This window comes from Saccharospirillum impatiens DSM 12546, assembly GCF_000423605.1.
GTDB classification, from domain to species: Bacteria; Pseudomonadota; Gammaproteobacteria; order Pseudomonadales; family Natronospirillaceae; genus Saccharospirillum; species Saccharospirillum impatiens.
Genome location: NZ_AUIH01000022.1, coordinates 28,687 through 44,477 on the forward strand (window position 1 = coordinate 28,687; position 15,791 = coordinate 44,477).

A 15,791-nucleotide genomic window follows, 5' to 3' on the forward strand; every position below is an offset into this window, starting at 1 on the left:
CATAAAAAGGAAACTGGCATGGCCGTATCGCGCCCTATTCGATGGATTTTCAGGACCCTTTTACTGTTGCTGGTCCTGTTGGCAGGCGCTATCGCCTGGCTCTGGTGGCAACTGAATGGCAGTTTGGCGCCACTTGAAGGCACCCATCCGATGCCCGGCCTGAACGCTGACGTCCGCATTGAGCGTGATGCTAAGGGCATTCCGACGATTTACGCCCAAAACCGGCCAGACGCCGCCTATGCGCTCGGTGTTTTGCACGCTCAGGAGCGCTTCTTCCAGATGGATTTGTTGCGTCGCAACTCCGCCGGCGAGCTAGCTGAGTTGGTCGGCGAAGCGGCGCTGGCCTACGATCAGGACATTCGCGTCCACCAGTTTCGCAAACGGGGGGAACGTGCCGTCGCTGCCCTGAAGCGACCTGAGCTACTGCGCCTCAATGCCTATACCGCCGGGGTGAACGCCGGCCTGGCCGCTCTAGATAGCCCTCCATTCGAATATCGCTTGCTGCAAACCCAGCCCCGTAACTGGCAACCGGCAGACAGCATGCTTGCTCTGTACAGCATGTATCTTGACCTCCAGCCTCAATGGAACGAGCGCGAGCGCTCACTGGCAGTGATGAAAGATTTGCTGCCGAACGACTGGTATACCTTCCTGACCCCGGCAGGCGGCGAATGGGACTCTCCCGTTCACGGTGAGGCGTATCAATGGTCGCCGTTCTTTCCCGAGCAACCGCTTGCTGAGCTACAGGCCCCCCAGGAAGTAGCTTCCGCTGGTGACCTGAAGCCCTGGCATTATCAGGATACCGTGGAGCTGGGCTCCAATAACTGGTCTGTCTCCGGCAACCTGACCGACTATGATGCCGGCATGGTGGCCGATGACATGCACTTGGGTCTGAGCGTGCCTAACATCTGGTACCGTGCCAGCTGGACCGTCGCCGGGGCCGACCGGCGCATCACCGGGGCGACCTTGCCTGGCGCACCCGCCATGGTGGTTGGCTCTAACGAACACATTGCCTGGGGCTTCACCAACTCCAATGGTGACTTTCACGACACCATTATTCTGCAAACCAATGCTGAAGAATCGGAATACCTGACGCCGGCGGGCTGGCAGCCCTTTACTGTCGAGAACGAAGTGGTTCAGGTGAAAGGCGCTGAACCCGTCACAGCAGCAGTGAAAACCACCCGCTGGGGACCTGTCATCGGTTACGATCATTTTGGCAACATGCTGGCCATGCGCTGGGTGGCTCACGACCCGGAAGGAGCCAACCTGGACCTGACCCGAATGGAAACCGCCAACACCGTCTACGATGCGCTGACGATCGCGGCCACCTCGGGGGTGCCCGGCCAAAACCTGAACGTCGTGGATGTGCGCGGCAATCAGGCCTGGACAATCATGGGCCGTCTGCCACGGCGCTTCGGATTCGTCGAGGCCGGCATTTCTCCGACTGAACCGGCCGACTGGTCAACTGGCGAACTGGGGTGGTCCGGCTATCTGAGCCCATCTGAGTTCCCCGCCCTGGTAAACCCGGCCGGCGATCGTATCTGGACAGCCAATGCCCGCATTGTATCCGATGAACTGCTCGATCTGGTTGGCCGCAGCGACTACGCTCTGGGCGCGCGTCAGCAGCAAATCGAGACCGGGCTCTTTGCACGGGAACAATTCGATGAACAGGCGTTTCTTGATATTGCGCTCGATGACCGCGCCCTTTTCCTGCAACGCTGGCAACGACTGCTGCTTGCGGTACTTGAGAACGACGAAAGCCCCGGTGCCATCGAACGATCCGAGTTGGCCGAGTACGTGGCCCGATGGGAAGGGCGGGCCAGCAAAACCTCCGTTGGGTACCTGGCCGTTAAACGGTTCCGTGAACGCATCATCAATCACACCATAGGATCGGTTTACCGCCAGCTCGACAGCGCCAGCAATGTCTTCTGGCCAGAACGTGTGGATAATTTTCTGGAATATCCGGTTTGGGCGCTGGTCACTCAGCAGCCGGAACAGCATTTGCCACTTGGCTATGACGACTGGGATGATTTCATGCTGTCAATGGTCGATGAAACCCTCCAGGTGATGACCGTCGATGGCGAGCCGCTGTCCGATCAGACCTGGGGCAAAGCCAACACTCTGTCGATCAGCCACCCGTTAAGCGCCGCTGTACCCCTGCTATCGCGCTGGCTCGATATGCCTGAAGAGCCGATGGACGGCGACACTTACATGCCACGGGTGCAGCGCCGGAGCAATGGTGCATCCGAGCGCATGGTAGTCGCGCCAGGTCAGGAAGAAAACGGGATTTTTCACATGCCGGCTGGCCAGAGCGGCCACCCGATGTCGCCTTATTACGACCGGGGCCATCGTGATTGGGTCGAAGGGCGCCCAAGCGGGTTCATGCCCGGGCCGACACAATGGCGCATGACACTGGAACCGATGTAATTATACACGACGGAAATCCCTGTACCGAGTGGGCGGTTTGCCGCCCACTCGGTACAGGCCGGTAAGTCTGATCAGGCGCTACGGGACCAGGCCACAGGATAGAAACCCCCGCCCTGGCAAGTACCTTAGCGCCTCACCTTACTCATACTAAAACAAAAACGCTCCTGGCATGTCAGCCCTTGCTGCTGACTCCACCGGGTGCAACCACACCCGGTGGCATGCACTTGACTGGGTAGCCCGGGTTAACACCAGAAACCACCGCTGACTGCCCGCAAAAGCATTAACGGTGGTACTTCGGACTCAACTCAACCACCGCCTCAACAAAGGCCCCGGCATGCTCCGGATCAACAAACTGGTGAATCCCATGACCCAGATTGAAGATATGACCAGAGCCTTTGCCGTACTCCGCCAGAATGCGTTCGACCTCGGTCCGGATACCCTCCGGTGAGCTATAGAGGACCGACGGGTCCATATTACCCTGCAAAGCCACTTGCTCGCCTACCCGGGCCCGGGCATCCGCCAATGAAGTCGTCCAATCCAGCCCCAGCGCATCGGCGCCTGACGCCGCCATCGACTCAAGCCACTGACCACCGCCTTTGGTGAACAGAATCACGGGTACCTTGCGACCCTGGTGGGTCCGCTTCAGGCCATTAACGATGCGGGTCATGTAATCCAGCGAAAAAGTCGGATAAACCGTGTGGCCCAGAGCGCCTCCCCAGGTATCAAAGATTTGCACCGCCTGCGCGCCCGCCTCAATCTGGGCATTCAGGTAATCGGTGACTGAATCGGCCAGGCGAGTCAGTAACGCATGGAGTGTATCCGGCTCGTTGTACAGCATGGCTTTGATGTGACGGAAATCCTTTGAGCTGCCGCCTTCGATCATGTAGGTCGCCAGTGTCCATGGGCTGCCGGAGAAGCCGATCAGCGGCACCCGGCCATTCAAGGCACCGCGAATCGTGCTGACCGCATTCATCACGTAACCCAAATCACTGGACATGTCTGGTTTATGCAACGCCTCAACATCCGCCATGGTTCGGACCGTCCGCTCAAAGCGCGGCCCTTCTCCCGTCTCGAAATAGAGCCCAAGCCCCATGGCATCGGGAATGGTCAGAATATCGGAAAACAGTATGGCCGCGTCCAAGGGGTAACGCTCCAGGGGTTGAAGCGTCACTTCACAGGCAAAATCGGCATTCTTGCACAGGCTGAGGAAATCGCCCGCTTCCGCCCGCAACGCCCGGTACTCCGGCAAATACCGCCCTGCCTGACGCATCATCCAGACCGGAGTGCGGTCCGTGGGTTCACGCATCAGGGCGCGCAGTAAGCGATCGTTGGTCAAATCGGCCATGGTGAAAGGTCCTGTAGAAAAAGTGCGCGCATTATACGCATAGCCAGCACGGCTGACGAATCCGGTTAGGTCCAAGGGTGATACACTAGGGATCAATTTTTTAGATGCTATAGCAAGGGGGCTTTTTTGAATTTCCTGGGTCACTGGCTATTCTCAGATTCAACCCCCGACGCCCTTATCGGTTCACTCTGGCCCGATTTTGCGCGCCGCCCTGACCCGACCACTGTTTCAGAAGAGTTTCTGATTCATTTTGACCGGCACCAAACTATAGACAAGTTGACCGATACCACGCCTCTACTTGAACCTTTGAGAGTAGCCCTCCGACCAAAGTTACGTAAAACCACTCCTATCGTGGTCGACATGCTGATTGATCATCACCTGGCGAAACACTGGCATCACTACCATGAACAACCACTGACTGATTTCACGCGATCGCGATACCAACAAGCCTTTGAGTTCAATACATTGGCACTACCTGAAAGATTGACTCGCACACTCCACTGGATGGAGGTTGATGATTGGCTCGCAGGGTACAAAGAGCCAGAAAACCTCGTTCGAGCACTAAGCGGTATGTCCAGAAGAATCCGGTTTGAGGATTCGATGTCAGAATGGGGGATGTGGGCTACAAGGCAGGCCGATAGCCAATACGAGAACTTGCAAAACTACATTAATACGTTGCTTTCAATTGACTCAACTCCAATCAATCGAAAGCGATAACCAGTAAGCCAAAACAGTTCGGGGTGCCTGCAAATGCAGGACACCCCGATTTACAGCTAGTTGGAAACCGGGATAACTATCGCCGATTTCACGCCACTCGGTGTTTCTACTTCAACAATCATATTGCCGTTACCAGGGTCCGTATCTGGCTCAAACAAAATGACCACTGTGTAGCCAGTGGTTGATACGCCGTCAGGAACATCACTTTCACCGATGATAGTCGCGGTTCCATAGCTCGTTTGTACGGAGACGCTTGATCCCGCCGGGGGCTGGTTGCCATTTACATCTTCCAGCAAGATATTGAAAGTTGTTTCGCCAGTTGCTGCTCCCGGAGTTGGAGTAATAGTAATAGCGCTTCCGGCCATCAATATTTGAATATCGTCCCAAACTTCAACGCTGTTAGCACAGTGCCCTGCGGTTTTTGCAGATTCCGAACAACTATATCCCCTAAAAAGTGCACTGCTAGCGTTGTAGGCACCATCTTCGTTGTAGTCGTAATAAGACTCAAATGCAGGATCGTAAGTACCGTTTTTATTCCGGTCATAAAACCTTTCTGGAGTGGATAGAAAGGACTCACCCGGATCAAATAGCTGATTAGCGGCTCCAGTCTCATAAAAACTATCTTCTCCGGCTGTCCATGCTGTAATAGTAGCAAGACCATCGGCGGGCAGTGGCAAAGTAGAGCGATCACCACCTGATGTCCAAGTTACCGAGCAACGGCCTTCAGTCGTTGTACAGGTATCAGAAATGATCCCAAATTCAGTCCAAAAACTAATCTCAGTGCCGTCAGGTACAGGATTATTATGATGGTCACCTGAAGTAACTGAAAACTCAATTTCCTCTCCGTCTCTATTCCAGGCTTCTGGCGCAAAAAGACTGGCAGCCAGACTAAAGCTGTCTATCTCTGCAGGACCGGAGTTAACTGCAATTGGGTAGGACACTGTAGATATTTCACGCCCATCGCCCGCTGTAAACGTTGCGATGACTCTTACACTTAAGGCAATTGAGCCAGCTTTAACGCGGGTAGTTACAATACCAGACTCATTTGATTCAGCCGTGTTATTAGCAAGTGTAGTTCCACCTTCCTCACTCGTAAGGGAAAACGTAACTGTTTGTCCTGATACTGGCTTGCCCCTATCATCGAACAAGGTGAAAGTCACAGTAGCGATACTAGGTTGAGTTCCGCCCCAATAGGTGTTGTAAGCAATAGAAGTAACATCGGTTCCCGAATAAGCAACAAATCCAACGTCGGCAGGACTTACGTTTACCGTTGCAGTCGCTCGTGCGTCACCGATGGATGCCAGAATCACATCGTCCCCAACACACCCTTCAGGCAAGTATGTCGTAGTCGCAGTACCTGTACCTGTAACCACACTGCTGTTAGAAAATGTCGCTTTGCCATCCTGCAGGCACGCCGACGTAAACTCAACGGTTACCGGAGCGCCATTATAAAGAGCGTCATCATTATTGTTGTCCACGATGTTTACAGTAACAGCGGTTTGCCCTTCAGCTCCGATGGATACTGCTGCAAGGGTTAGGACTCCGGCGTCAAACGAACCGCTTGAACCTGAGCCCAATACAATCTCTACACCTTCGTCTGTGGTCGTGGACCCACCGGTATCTCCACCAGTATCCCCACCGGTATCACTGCCAGAATCTCCATTGTCATCATCACTTCCATAACCATCGCCATCACAGGCAACCAGCGCTAACGACAGCAACAAGGCCATCCCTACTTTTTTATTGAACATCAGACGAGCTCCCATTCGGGCTTTGTATAGTGACTGTAAGGCCTAAGATAATCGTACCGGGCGCTGCAATCAAAAAAAAACGGCGTAAAACGCCGTTTTTTCCAGATTTAAGACTCAGGTCACACTTCGAGGTAGTCCAAAATCCCATCAGCCGCCTTGCGGCCTTCATAAATAGCGGTAACCACCAGATCTGAACCGCGAACCATGTCACCACCGGCAAAGATCTTCTCGTGGGTGGTCTGGAAAGGGTATTCCTGGTGCTCAGAGGCCGTCACGCGCTGCCAATCGTCCAGCTTGATCTGGTTGGGCTCGAACCAGTCTGCAGGGCTCGGCTGGAAACCAAACGCCACGATCACGGCGTCTGCGGCCAGTATTTCTTCAGAGCCCGGGACGACTTCCGGACGGCGGCGGCCGTTTTCGTCCGGCTCACCCAACTTGGTGGTGACCAGCTTGATGCCTTCTACCTTGTCCTCACCCACAATTTCCACCGGCTGCCGGTTGAACAGGAACTCAACCCCCTCTTCCTTGGCATTGGCGACTTCGCGGCGTGAACCGGGCATGTTGGCTTCATCGCGGCGGTAGGCGCAAATCACCTTTGCGGCCTGCTGGCGAATCGAGGTGCGGTTACAGTCCATGGCAGTATCACCGCCACCGAGCACGACGACCCGCTTGCCTTGCAGGTTGATGAAGTCGGCGGGGTCTTTCTCCCAACCCTTGGTGTGGTTGACGTTGGACACCAGGAACGGCAGGGCTTCGTGAACGCCCTCCAGCTCTTCGCCCGGGAAGCCGCCCTTCATGTACTTGTAGGTACCCATGCCCATAAAAACAGCGTCGTAGTCAGCCAGAAGCTGGTCGAATTCAATGTCGACACCGATTTCGGTGTTCAGACGGAATTCGATGCCCATGTCTTCAAAGACATCACGGCGCTTGGCCATGATCGACTTCTCCAGCTTGAATTCGGGAATACCGAAGGTCAGCAGGCCACCGATTTCCGGGTATTTGTCGAACACCACAGCCTTGACGCCATTGCGTGCCAGCACATCGGCACAGCCCAGCCCAGCGGGGCCAGCTCCGATGACGGCGACCTTCTTGCTGGTCTGAGTAACCTTCGACAGGTCCGGCTTCCAACCCATGGCAAAGGCGGTGTCGGTAATGTATTTTTCAGCGTTACCGATGGTGACCGCGCCAAAGCCATCATTAAGCGTGCAGGCACCCTCGCAGAGGCGATCCTGCGGGCACACCCGGCCACAGACTTCGGGTAGGGAGTTGGTCTGGTGGCACATCTCAACCGCCTCCAGCACGTTGCCCTCGCTAACCAGCTTCAGCCAGTTGGGAATGAAATTGTGCACCGGGCACTTCCATTCGCAGTAGGGGTTGCCACATTCCAGGCAGCGGTGCGATTGTTCGGCCGCCTGTTTCTGACCAAAAGGTTCGTAGATCTCCACAAACTCATGTTTGCGGGTATGGATGTCTTTCTTGGCAGGCTCGCGACGGCCGACATCGACAAACTGAAAATCGTTGTTCAAACGCTGTGTCATCACCATTCTCCGTCGGGGTTACTCGGGGCGGGCCCGTGTGTTGGACAACAAATCGGACAAGCTGGCGGCTTTTGGCTTCACCAGCCAGAACCGGCTGACGTAGTCGTCGTAGTTGTCCAGCAGCTCTGCGCCCCAGGCGCTCTTTGTGTCGTCAACAAATCGACCGATGACACCAAACAGGTGGTCACGGTAGGTTTCCATGCTCTCGGTGCCAATGCGATGAATATCCACCAGTTCACGGTTGTACTTGTCCGGGAAGGTATTTTCCAGATCCAGGACATAAGCAAAGCCGCCGGTCATACCCGCGCCGAAGTTACCGCCCACATACCCCAGTACAGCGACCATACCGCCGGTCATGTACTCACAACAATGATCACCCGCGCCTTCAATCACCGCGACGCAACCGGAGTTTCGTACGGCAAAGCGTTCACCGGCTGAACCGGCCGCGAACAGCGTACCGCCAGTAGCACCGTACAGGCAGGTGTTGCCCATGATGGAGGTTTTCTGTGTTTCAAAAGCACTGCCTTTTGGCGGCCGAATGGCAATCTTGCCACCGGTCATGCCTTTGCCAACGTAGTCGTTGGCATCGCCATCAAGAACCAGGTTCAAACCACCAGCGTTCCACACCCCGAAACTCTGCCCGGCAATGCCCGACAGGTTCAACGTGATGGGCCGGTCACTCATGCCCTGGTTGCCATACCGCTTGGCGATCTCACCCGAAGCGCGGGCGCCGATCGAGCGGTCGCAGTTGCCAATACTGAATTCGAATTCGCCACCGGTCTTGTTTTCGATGGCTGGCAAAATGGCATCGAAAATCTCACGCTGCTTGGTGCCTTTATCAAACGGGACGTTACGTTCAATTTCACACTGCTGCGGTTTGTCGGCTGGAACCTGATCACTGAACAGAATATTCGACAGATCCAGACAGTTTTGCTTGTCGGTCTGACCTTTTTTTACGGTAATCAGATCGCTGCGTCCGATCACTTCACTGAGGCTGCGATAACCGAGCATAGCCAGGTGCTCACGCACCTCTTCAGCCACAAACCGAAAATAGTTTTTCACCATTTCAACCGTGCCACGGAAGTGCTGATCACGCAGATGATCGTCTTGCGTTGCCACACCGGTTGCGCAGTTGTTCAGGTGACAAATGCGCAGGTATTTACAGCCCAGGGCAACCATGGGAGCGGTACCAAAGCCATAACTCTCAGCGCCCAGCAACGCAGCCTTGATCACGTCCAGCCCGGTCTTGAGCCCGCCATCCGTCTGCAGACGTATCTTGCCGCGCAGATCGTTGCCGCGCAGCGTTTGTTGCACCTCAGCCAGGCCCAACTCCCAGGGCGAGCCTGCGTGTTTGATTGAAGTCAACGGACTGGCGGCCGTACCACCGTCGTAACCGGAAATCGTAATGAGGTCAGCGTAGGCTTTGGCGACCCCGGCGGCAATGGTGCCCACGCCGGGCTCGGATACCAGTTTCACTGAGACCAGCGCATCCGGGTTGATTTCCTTCAGGTCGAAAATCAGCTGTGCCAAGTCTTCAATTGAGTAGATATCGTGGTGTGGAGGCGGTGAAATCAGCGTCACCCCTGGCACGGAAAAGCGCAGCTCGGCAATCAGTTTATTGACCTTGCCACCGGGCAATTGACCGCCCTCCCCGGGCTTGGCGCCCTGGGCCACCTTAATTTGCAGGACATCGGCACTCATCAGGTAGGCCGGGGTTACCCCGAAGCGACCCGAAGCGACCTGCTTGATCTTGGAACGACGGTTGGTGCCGTATCGTTTCGGGTCTTCACCGCCTTCGCCCGAGTTGCTGCGACCGCCCAGTTCGTTCATGGCAATGGCCAGTGCCTCGTGCGCTTCCGGCGACAGGGCACCGAGCGACATAGCAGCAGAGTCGAAGCGCTTGAACAAGGCCTCGGCCGACTCCACTTCCGACATGGGTATCGCTTTTCGATCCGACGTCAATTCAAACAGATCACGAATGGTCGCAACCGGGCGGCTGTTTACGTAATTGGCATAGTCGCGATAGCGGGACTCGTCGCCATTCTGCACCGCATCCTGCAGGCTGGTCACTACATCCGGGTTATAGCTGTGATACTCACCACCGTGTACGTATTTGAGGTAACCACCCTGCTGGATCGACTTGCGCGGTTTCCATGCGGTCTTACCCAATGCCTGAAGTTCTTCGTGAAAGTGTCTGAAACGGGCTCCCTGAATGCGGCTTGGCACGCCTTTAAAGCATAAATCAACCACTTCGTCAGCCAGCCCTACCGCTTCAAACAGCTGAGCGCCGCGGTAGGAGGCGATGGTCGAAATGCCCATCTTCGACATGATTTTGAACAGACCCTTATTGACGCCCTTGCGATAATTCTTGTGCAACTGACGCGGGTCACCCTGCAGTTCGTTGGTACGAATCATGTCATCAAGCACTTCGTAAACCAGGTATGGATATACCGCTGTGGCACCAAAACCGATGGCTACGGCAATCTGGTGCGGATCACGAATGGCACCGGTATCAAGAACAATGTTGGTGTCGCAGCGCAAGCCGTGATCTACCAAATGGTGATGCACCGCCCCGGTCGCCATGACCGCTGGAATGACCAGTTGGCCGGCTTTGAGGTCGCGGTCCGACAGCACAACAATCTTCACGCCCTCGCGGCTGGCTTCTGCTGCTGTCTTGCACAAACGATCCAGTGCCTGTTCCAGATCACCGTCAGCCGGGTAAGCCAGTGGCAACACCTGATGGCGAAACTCCGGGGCTTCCTGATGCAAGAAATTCTGAAACTTCAGCGGAGATAACACCGGAGAGGTCAGAATCAGGCGCTTGGCGTGGTCCGGCGTTGGCTCAAACAGGTTCCGCTCTGGCCCGAGACAGGTTTCCAGCGACATGACCACGGCTTCACGCAATGGATCGATCGGTGGGTTTGTTACCTGGGCAAACTGCTGACGAAAATAATCAGTGACCGGTCGAATATGCTGGGACAATACGGCCATGGGGGTGTCGTCACCCATCGAACCGACAGCTTCCTGGCCACTCTCAGCCAGGGGTCGCAAGACCTGGTCGCGCTCCTCAAAGGAGACCTGGAACATTTTCTGGTAAGCCAGTAATTGCTCGGGAGACAGGGAGGAGCCATCCACTTCCTCAGCCAATTCCAACTTACTGCGCAACCGCACTGCGTTGTTTTTCAGCCAATCCTTATAAGGGTGGGTCTTCTTCAGACGGTTATCGATTTCCTCGGTTTGCAGGAACTCACCCGTATGGGTATCAACCGCAACGATACGGCCCGGCCCAACCCGACCTTTGGCTACAACGTCTTCTGGCTTGTACTGGAAGGTACCAATTTCAGAGGCCAGCGTGATAAAACCGTTCTTGGTAATGACCCAGCGCGCCGGGCGCAAGCCGTTTCGGTCAAGCATGCACACGGCATAACGCCCGTCGGTCAGAACAATACCCGCTGGACCATCCCAGGGCTCCATGTGCATGGAATTGAATTCGTAGAACGCTTTTAGTTCACCGTCGATGTTTTCAACGTTATGCCAGGCTGGCGGAATCATGGTTCGACAGGCGCGGAACAAATCCATACCGCCGAGCAGCATCAATTCCAGCATGTTGTCCATGCTGGAGGAGTCTGAACCGGTCGTATTAACCACCGGTTGCAGCTCTTCCAGATTCGGCAAATGAGGAGACTCAAATTTACTCGCCCGGGCGCGGGCCCAGTTTCGGTTCCCCTGAATGGTGTTAATTTCACCGTTGTGCGCCAGCAGACGAAACGGCTGGGCAAGAGGCCATTTGGGCATGGTGTTGGTGGAAAAGCGCTGGTGGAACACGCAGATCCCAGTTTCCAGTGTCTCACTCGCCAGATCCAAATAGAACCGCGGCAAGTCTTCCGGCATGACCAGCCCTTTATAAGACAAAACCGTGTCGGACAGTGAGCAGATGTAAAACTCATCATCGTCCTGCATGGCCAGCTCCGCCTTGCGACGAGCGCTATACAGTTTGACCGCCAGGCCTTCAGCAGACTCAGCTTTGATGAACACTTGCTCGATTACAGGCAGGCAATCCAGTGCCATGGGGCCACAAACCCGGGTGTCGGTCGGCACGGTGCGCCATCCGACCAACTCCAAACCTTCATTACTTAACGCGGTTTCAAGCGCGGAGCGACCTGAGGCGGCTCTGGTTTTTTCCGCGCTCAAAAAGATCATGCCGATGGCGTAATGCTCGCCCAGGTCGGCTTGGAACAGAGTATCGGCTTGCTCACGCACGAAGGCTTCCGGCATTTGCAACAATAAGCCGCAGCCATCACCCGTTTTTCCGTCGGCGGCAATACCACCCCGGTGGGTCATGCACGTCAACGACTCGATGGCCGTTTGCAACAACTCGTGGCTGGCCTGACCCTGCATATGAGCAATCAACCCGAAACCGCAGTTATCGCGAAATTCATCAGGCTGGTAGAGGCCGGTGGGGCGATCGAGATGGTCAGACTGTGGTGAACTGTCTGAACGGTGGAGACCCTGTTTCATAGTGACTCTCTTCTTATCTGGGGAACACCGGCAGCCTGGGCACAGGAACTAATAGCGTCTTGTACCGTCACGGTTAGCTTCACCGGAGTTCATGCTGATCTGCTCAGAAAGGGTTGCGTGGCAGCTCTTAAGGCAAGTCACTAAAAGGACGCTGCCAGCCTTCGACCCACCTCATGAACGACTGAATCTGCGGCTGAGTCTACTGAGCAAAACCGACTTCACAATTAATAACGGTATAATATGAGGGTAAATTAGTCGCTTCGATGAAAGAAGCGACTTAAACCGTGAAAATCAATTGCCTGAGCGAGCTGTCGCTTTCAAATCAGCCACATTTCTGGCCCAGGGAGACTGATCTGAGAAATCATCAGGGAGGTTGGGAATATCTGCTCTGGCCGTCGCCGAATCCGGGTAAAGACCATACACCAAAACATGCCAGGGTCGATTGTCTAACTGAGTAGTTACAATGCCAAACTGCTCGGGATTCGCCTGGTTCTGCACCAGTCGCACGATAGCCGATCGATCTCGTACACCCAATAACTGCAGCGAATATTGGGTGTCGCTGGCATCAGCCAGCCACCCGGGAAGTGACGATCCAGCAGGAACAGGAGTAGACGCGGGTTCCGGTGGAGCAGGCTCCTGAGCAGGGCCTGGAACCTGCGCAACCTCTTCCGGTTCAGGTTCGCTGGTTGGTGCGACTTCGGAAGGTTCTGAATCGGGGACACTGGGCGGTTCAATTGCCAGGGCAGACTCTGATTCGGCGGGATCCTCTGGCGTCGTCACAGCATCCCCGCTTTCAGTACTGTTCTGCTGCCGCGCTTCAACCCGGGCGACAGCTTCGGCCAGACGCTGTTGCACCTCAGAATTTGCAGAAGATACCTCAGTGTCCGTCCCGGAGACGGTCGGCGCCGGCTCATCCCCACCCCGGCTGTAGAGGAACACCAGCACCAACAGGGTGACAACAGCAGAGCCAGCAATCACATGTGTCAGTGGAAAACCCTGCCGGCGCTCAGTCGTCTTGAAGGTACCTGCAATCAGATAATCACTCACTACCTGATTCAAGTGCCCGGGTAACCCATGGGCCAGATCGTTCAGACGGGCAATGTCTCGCGTGTCTATCGGTACCGCATCCAGATGCCCTGCGGCAGCAAAACGGTCACGCAGGTATCCGGCGGCATCGGTTTCGGTAAAGGGCTCAAGTATCAATACGAACCACAGTTCATCGTTTCCAGCCTGCTCGATGGCGGTCGCCGACTCTGCCATCCACAACTGACGCAAACGCAGATCCGGCTGTGTTGCCAGGGTGTGCAGTGACTGGACCCAGGACTGTACATCGGTTGTCCAGCGATCTGCGTGCTCAACAATCATCAGAAAATTTTCGCCGTCTGCCGTGCGCTGAGCAATGGCTTCGGCAATATTTCGAAACAGGGATGCCGTATCGGAGTCGACTCTCAAACCGAGCCCAAGCTGACCAATCAGTTCCCGGCAAATGACGTCCAGTTGGCTTGCAGTAGTAGCATCCAGCCAGGCGACACGCCACTCGTCGTCAAAGCGCCTGAGGACTTCTCGAGCCAGGTGCCGCTTACCGCCCTCGGCCGGCGCCATGAGCAGACAATCCTGCGGGCTGAATGTCAGCAGGTGTTTGAGTTGCTCCACGGTATCAGAGCGTTCAGCGACGCCGCTGAATACGGTTGAATCAACATCCTCGCCGAACGGATCTCGCGCCAACCCGTAATAGTCGAGCATACGCTGGGTTTGATCGGGCATATCCTGCATAAAGGGTACCGGTCGTGAACGTTCCTTCATTAAACCGACTCACTTCAGCACTGTCCAGCGACTTTGTAAAGCCCGAACAACCGCATCTCTTACAAACCTGCCATGATCGATCAGGCAACTCTGGCGCAAGCCTCTTGCAGTGTTTGCTCGAGCACGTCAGGGGAAAAGTCGCCGGTTACCACCGCTTTACCGAGATCAGTCAACAGCACCAGTCGTAGCTGACCCGACTCCACTTTTTTATCCCGAGCCATATGTTTCAAAAAAGCCGAGGGTGTCATTTTCGATGGGACCTCGACAGGCAGGCCTGCCTGAGTGATCAGCGTCAAGGCACGGGTTACGACATCGTCTGAGATCCAACCGAGGCGCTGACTCATAGCACAAGCCATAGCCATACCCGCACCCACTGCTTCCCCATGCAGCCAGGCGCCATACCCCATTTCAGCTTCGATGGCATGTCCGAACGTATGACCCAGATTTAATGTTGCGCGAACGCCCTGCTCCATTTCATCGGCTGCCACGATGCGCGCTTTTGACTCGCAGGAACGATAGACCGCTTCGCTGACGGCGGTTGCATCATTCGCTAAAAGGGCGGGCATTCCCTGTTCCAGCCACTCAAAGAAATCGGCATCACCGATCAGGCCGTACTTGATCACCTCAGCCAGGCCGGCAGAAAGCTCCCGAGCCGGAAGTGTGCACAGAACGGTTGAATCAATAATCACAGCTACTGGCTGCTTAAAAGCACCGATCATGTTCTTGCCCAGCGGATGGTTTATACCCGTTTTACCACCGACAGATGAATCGACCTGGGACAATAAGGTCGTCGGAACCTGAATAAAATCGATCCCGCGTTGGTATGTCGCGGCTGCAAACCCGGTCATATCCCCAACGACACCACCACCCAGCGCGACCAACACCGCCTTACGACTAAGATTGTTCTCTAACAGGAAATCGTAAATGAGGGTCAATGTTGATTGGTTCTTATGAGCTTCGCCGTCGGGTAAAACCAGGGTAAGCAAGCGCCGACCTGGCCGAGCCAGGCCCGCTTTAAGCGCGTCCAGATACAGAGGTGCGACCACGTCGTTCGTCACAACAACTACCTCAGCATGTGCCACACAGTCATCCCAGACTGCGACATCTTGCAAGGCGTGGGGCTGAATCAAAATGGGGTAGCTACGATCACCCAGTTCAACGGTTAGTTTCATAAGCAGTATCCAGAGCTTTTAATTGACGAAGAATATCTCGCACTACAGATCTCGTACCGTGGCCATTGGTATCAACCATAATGTGCGCGGTTGCTTCATATAAAGGATTGCGCAGTTGCGCCATCTGCTTGAGCACCAGACGGGGGTTGGAGTTTTGTAACAAAGGGCGATTTCGGTCTTTGGCAGTGCGCACCAACTGCTGTGCGACTGATGTTTTCAGGTAAACGACAACGCCAGCAGACCGCAACAGAGATCGGTTTTGCTCTCTGAGGATCGCGCCGCCACCAGTTGCCAAAACCTGAGGCGACTCCATTGCCAGATCAGCCAGCACCTGACTTTCCCGATCCCGAAAACCGGCCTCACCCTCCAGATCAAAAATCCAGGGAATATTGGCTCCGGAGCGCTCTTCAATCTCTTTGTCGGAATCGACGAAATCCAATCCCAGATGCTCAGACAGCAAACGGCCGATGGTGCTTTTGCCAGCGCCCATCGGCCCGATCAAAATGACTCTTCCAGACGACAT

The 15,791-nt window shown here is 55.3% G+C and carries 9 protein-coding genes; 2 read left to right on the forward strand and 7 right to left on the reverse strand.

What is annotated here, in order from left to right:
• The first annotated feature begins 18 nt into the window (after positions 1–18).
• Positions 19–2,424, forward strand: coding sequence for a penicillin acylase family protein (locus tag G565_RS0112050; protein ID WP_028671147.1), 2,406 nt, complete (start codon positions 19–21; stop codon positions 2,422–2,424).
• A gap of 280 nt (positions 2,425–2,704) precedes the next feature.
• On the opposite strand, the gene hemE is transcribed toward G565_RS0112050, so the two are convergent.
• Positions 2,705–3,769 (reverse strand): uroporphyrinogen decarboxylase, encoded by a 1,065-nt coding sequence (gene hemE / locus G565_RS0112055; protein WP_028671148.1) that lies wholly within the window; start codon positions 3,767–3,769, stop codon positions 2,705–2,707.
• 126 nt (positions 3,770–3,895) lie between these two features.
• On the opposite strand from hemE, the gene G565_RS0112060 reads away from it, so the two are divergent.
• Positions 3,896–4,486 (forward strand): acyl carrier protein phosphodiesterase, encoded by a 591-nt coding sequence (locus G565_RS0112060; protein WP_028671149.1) that lies wholly within the window; start codon positions 3,896–3,898, stop codon positions 4,484–4,486.
• Positions 4,487–4,542: 56 nt separating this feature from the next.
• Here the strand turns inward: G565_RS0112060 and G565_RS26045 are convergent, their stop codons facing one another.
• The 6 genes from G565_RS26045 to aroK form a co-directional block, all read right to left on the reverse strand.
• Positions 4,543–6,237, reverse strand: coding sequence for an Ig-like domain-containing protein (locus G565_RS26045; RefSeq protein WP_028671150.1), 1,695 nt, complete (start codon positions 6,235–6,237; stop codon positions 4,543–4,545).
• A gap of 119 nt (positions 6,238–6,356) precedes the next feature.
• Positions 6,357–7,775: an FAD-dependent oxidoreductase gene (locus G565_RS0112070; RefSeq protein WP_028671151.1), complete on the reverse strand. Its 1,419-nt coding sequence runs from the start codon at positions 7,773–7,775 to the stop codon at positions 6,357–6,359.
• A gap of 18 nt (positions 7,776–7,793) precedes the next feature.
• Complete coding sequence (gltB, locus tag G565_RS23995) at positions 7,794–12,293, reverse strand: glutamate synthase large subunit (protein WP_051207835.1); 4,500 nt, start codon at positions 12,291–12,293, stop codon at positions 7,794–7,796.
• Positions 12,294–12,584: 291 nt separating this feature from the next.
• The gene (locus tag G565_RS0112080) at positions 12,585–14,096 is read right to left on the reverse strand and encodes an SPOR domain-containing protein (protein ID WP_157600070.1); all 1,512 of its coding nucleotides are present in this window, start codon (positions 14,094–14,096) and stop codon (positions 12,585–12,587) included.
• An 80-nt stretch (positions 14,097–14,176) separates the two neighbouring features.
• Positions 14,177–15,268 (reverse strand): 3-dehydroquinate synthase, encoded by a 1,092-nt coding sequence (aroB, locus tag G565_RS0112085; RefSeq protein ID WP_037339024.1) that lies wholly within the window; start codon positions 15,266–15,268, stop codon positions 14,177–14,179.
• Positions 15,252–15,791 carry a shikimate kinase AroK gene (gene aroK / locus G565_RS0112090; protein ID WP_028671154.1) on the reverse strand — a complete coding sequence of 180 codons (540 nt, stop codon included), beginning with the start codon at positions 15,789–15,791 and terminating at the stop codon, positions 15,252–15,254. The genes aroB and aroK overlap by 17 nt, the downstream gene beginning before the upstream one ends.

Coding starts and splice junctions, on each gene's coding strand:
- gltB (WP_051207835.1), bottom strand. CDS start 12,293: ATGAAACAGGGTCTCCACCGTTCAGACAGTTCACCACAGTCTGACCAT.
- G565_RS0112070 (WP_028671151.1), bottom strand. CDS start 7,775: ATGACACAGCGTTTGAACAACGATTTTCAGTTTGTCGATGTCGGCCGT.
- G565_RS0112050 (WP_028671147.1), top strand. CDS start 19: ATGGCCGTATCGCGCCCTATTCGATGGATTTTCAGGACCCTTTTACTG.
- G565_RS0112080 (WP_157600070.1), bottom strand. CDS start 14,096: ATGAAGGAACGTTCACGACCGGTACCCTTTATGCAGGATATGCCCGAT.
- aroK (WP_028671154.1), bottom strand. CDS start 15,791: ATGTCGTCTGGAAGAGTCATTTTGATCGGGCCGATGGGCGCTGGCAAA.
- aroB (WP_037339024.1), bottom strand. CDS start 15,268: ATGAAACTAACCGTTGAACTGGGTGATCGTAGCTACCCCATTTTGATT.
- G565_RS26045 (WP_028671150.1), bottom strand. CDS start 6,237: ATGTTCAATAAAAAAGTAGGGATGGCCTTGTTGCTGTCGTTAGCGCTG.
- hemE (WP_028671148.1), bottom strand. CDS start 3,769: ATGGCCGATTTGACCAACGATCGCTTACTGCGCGCCCTGATGCGTGAA.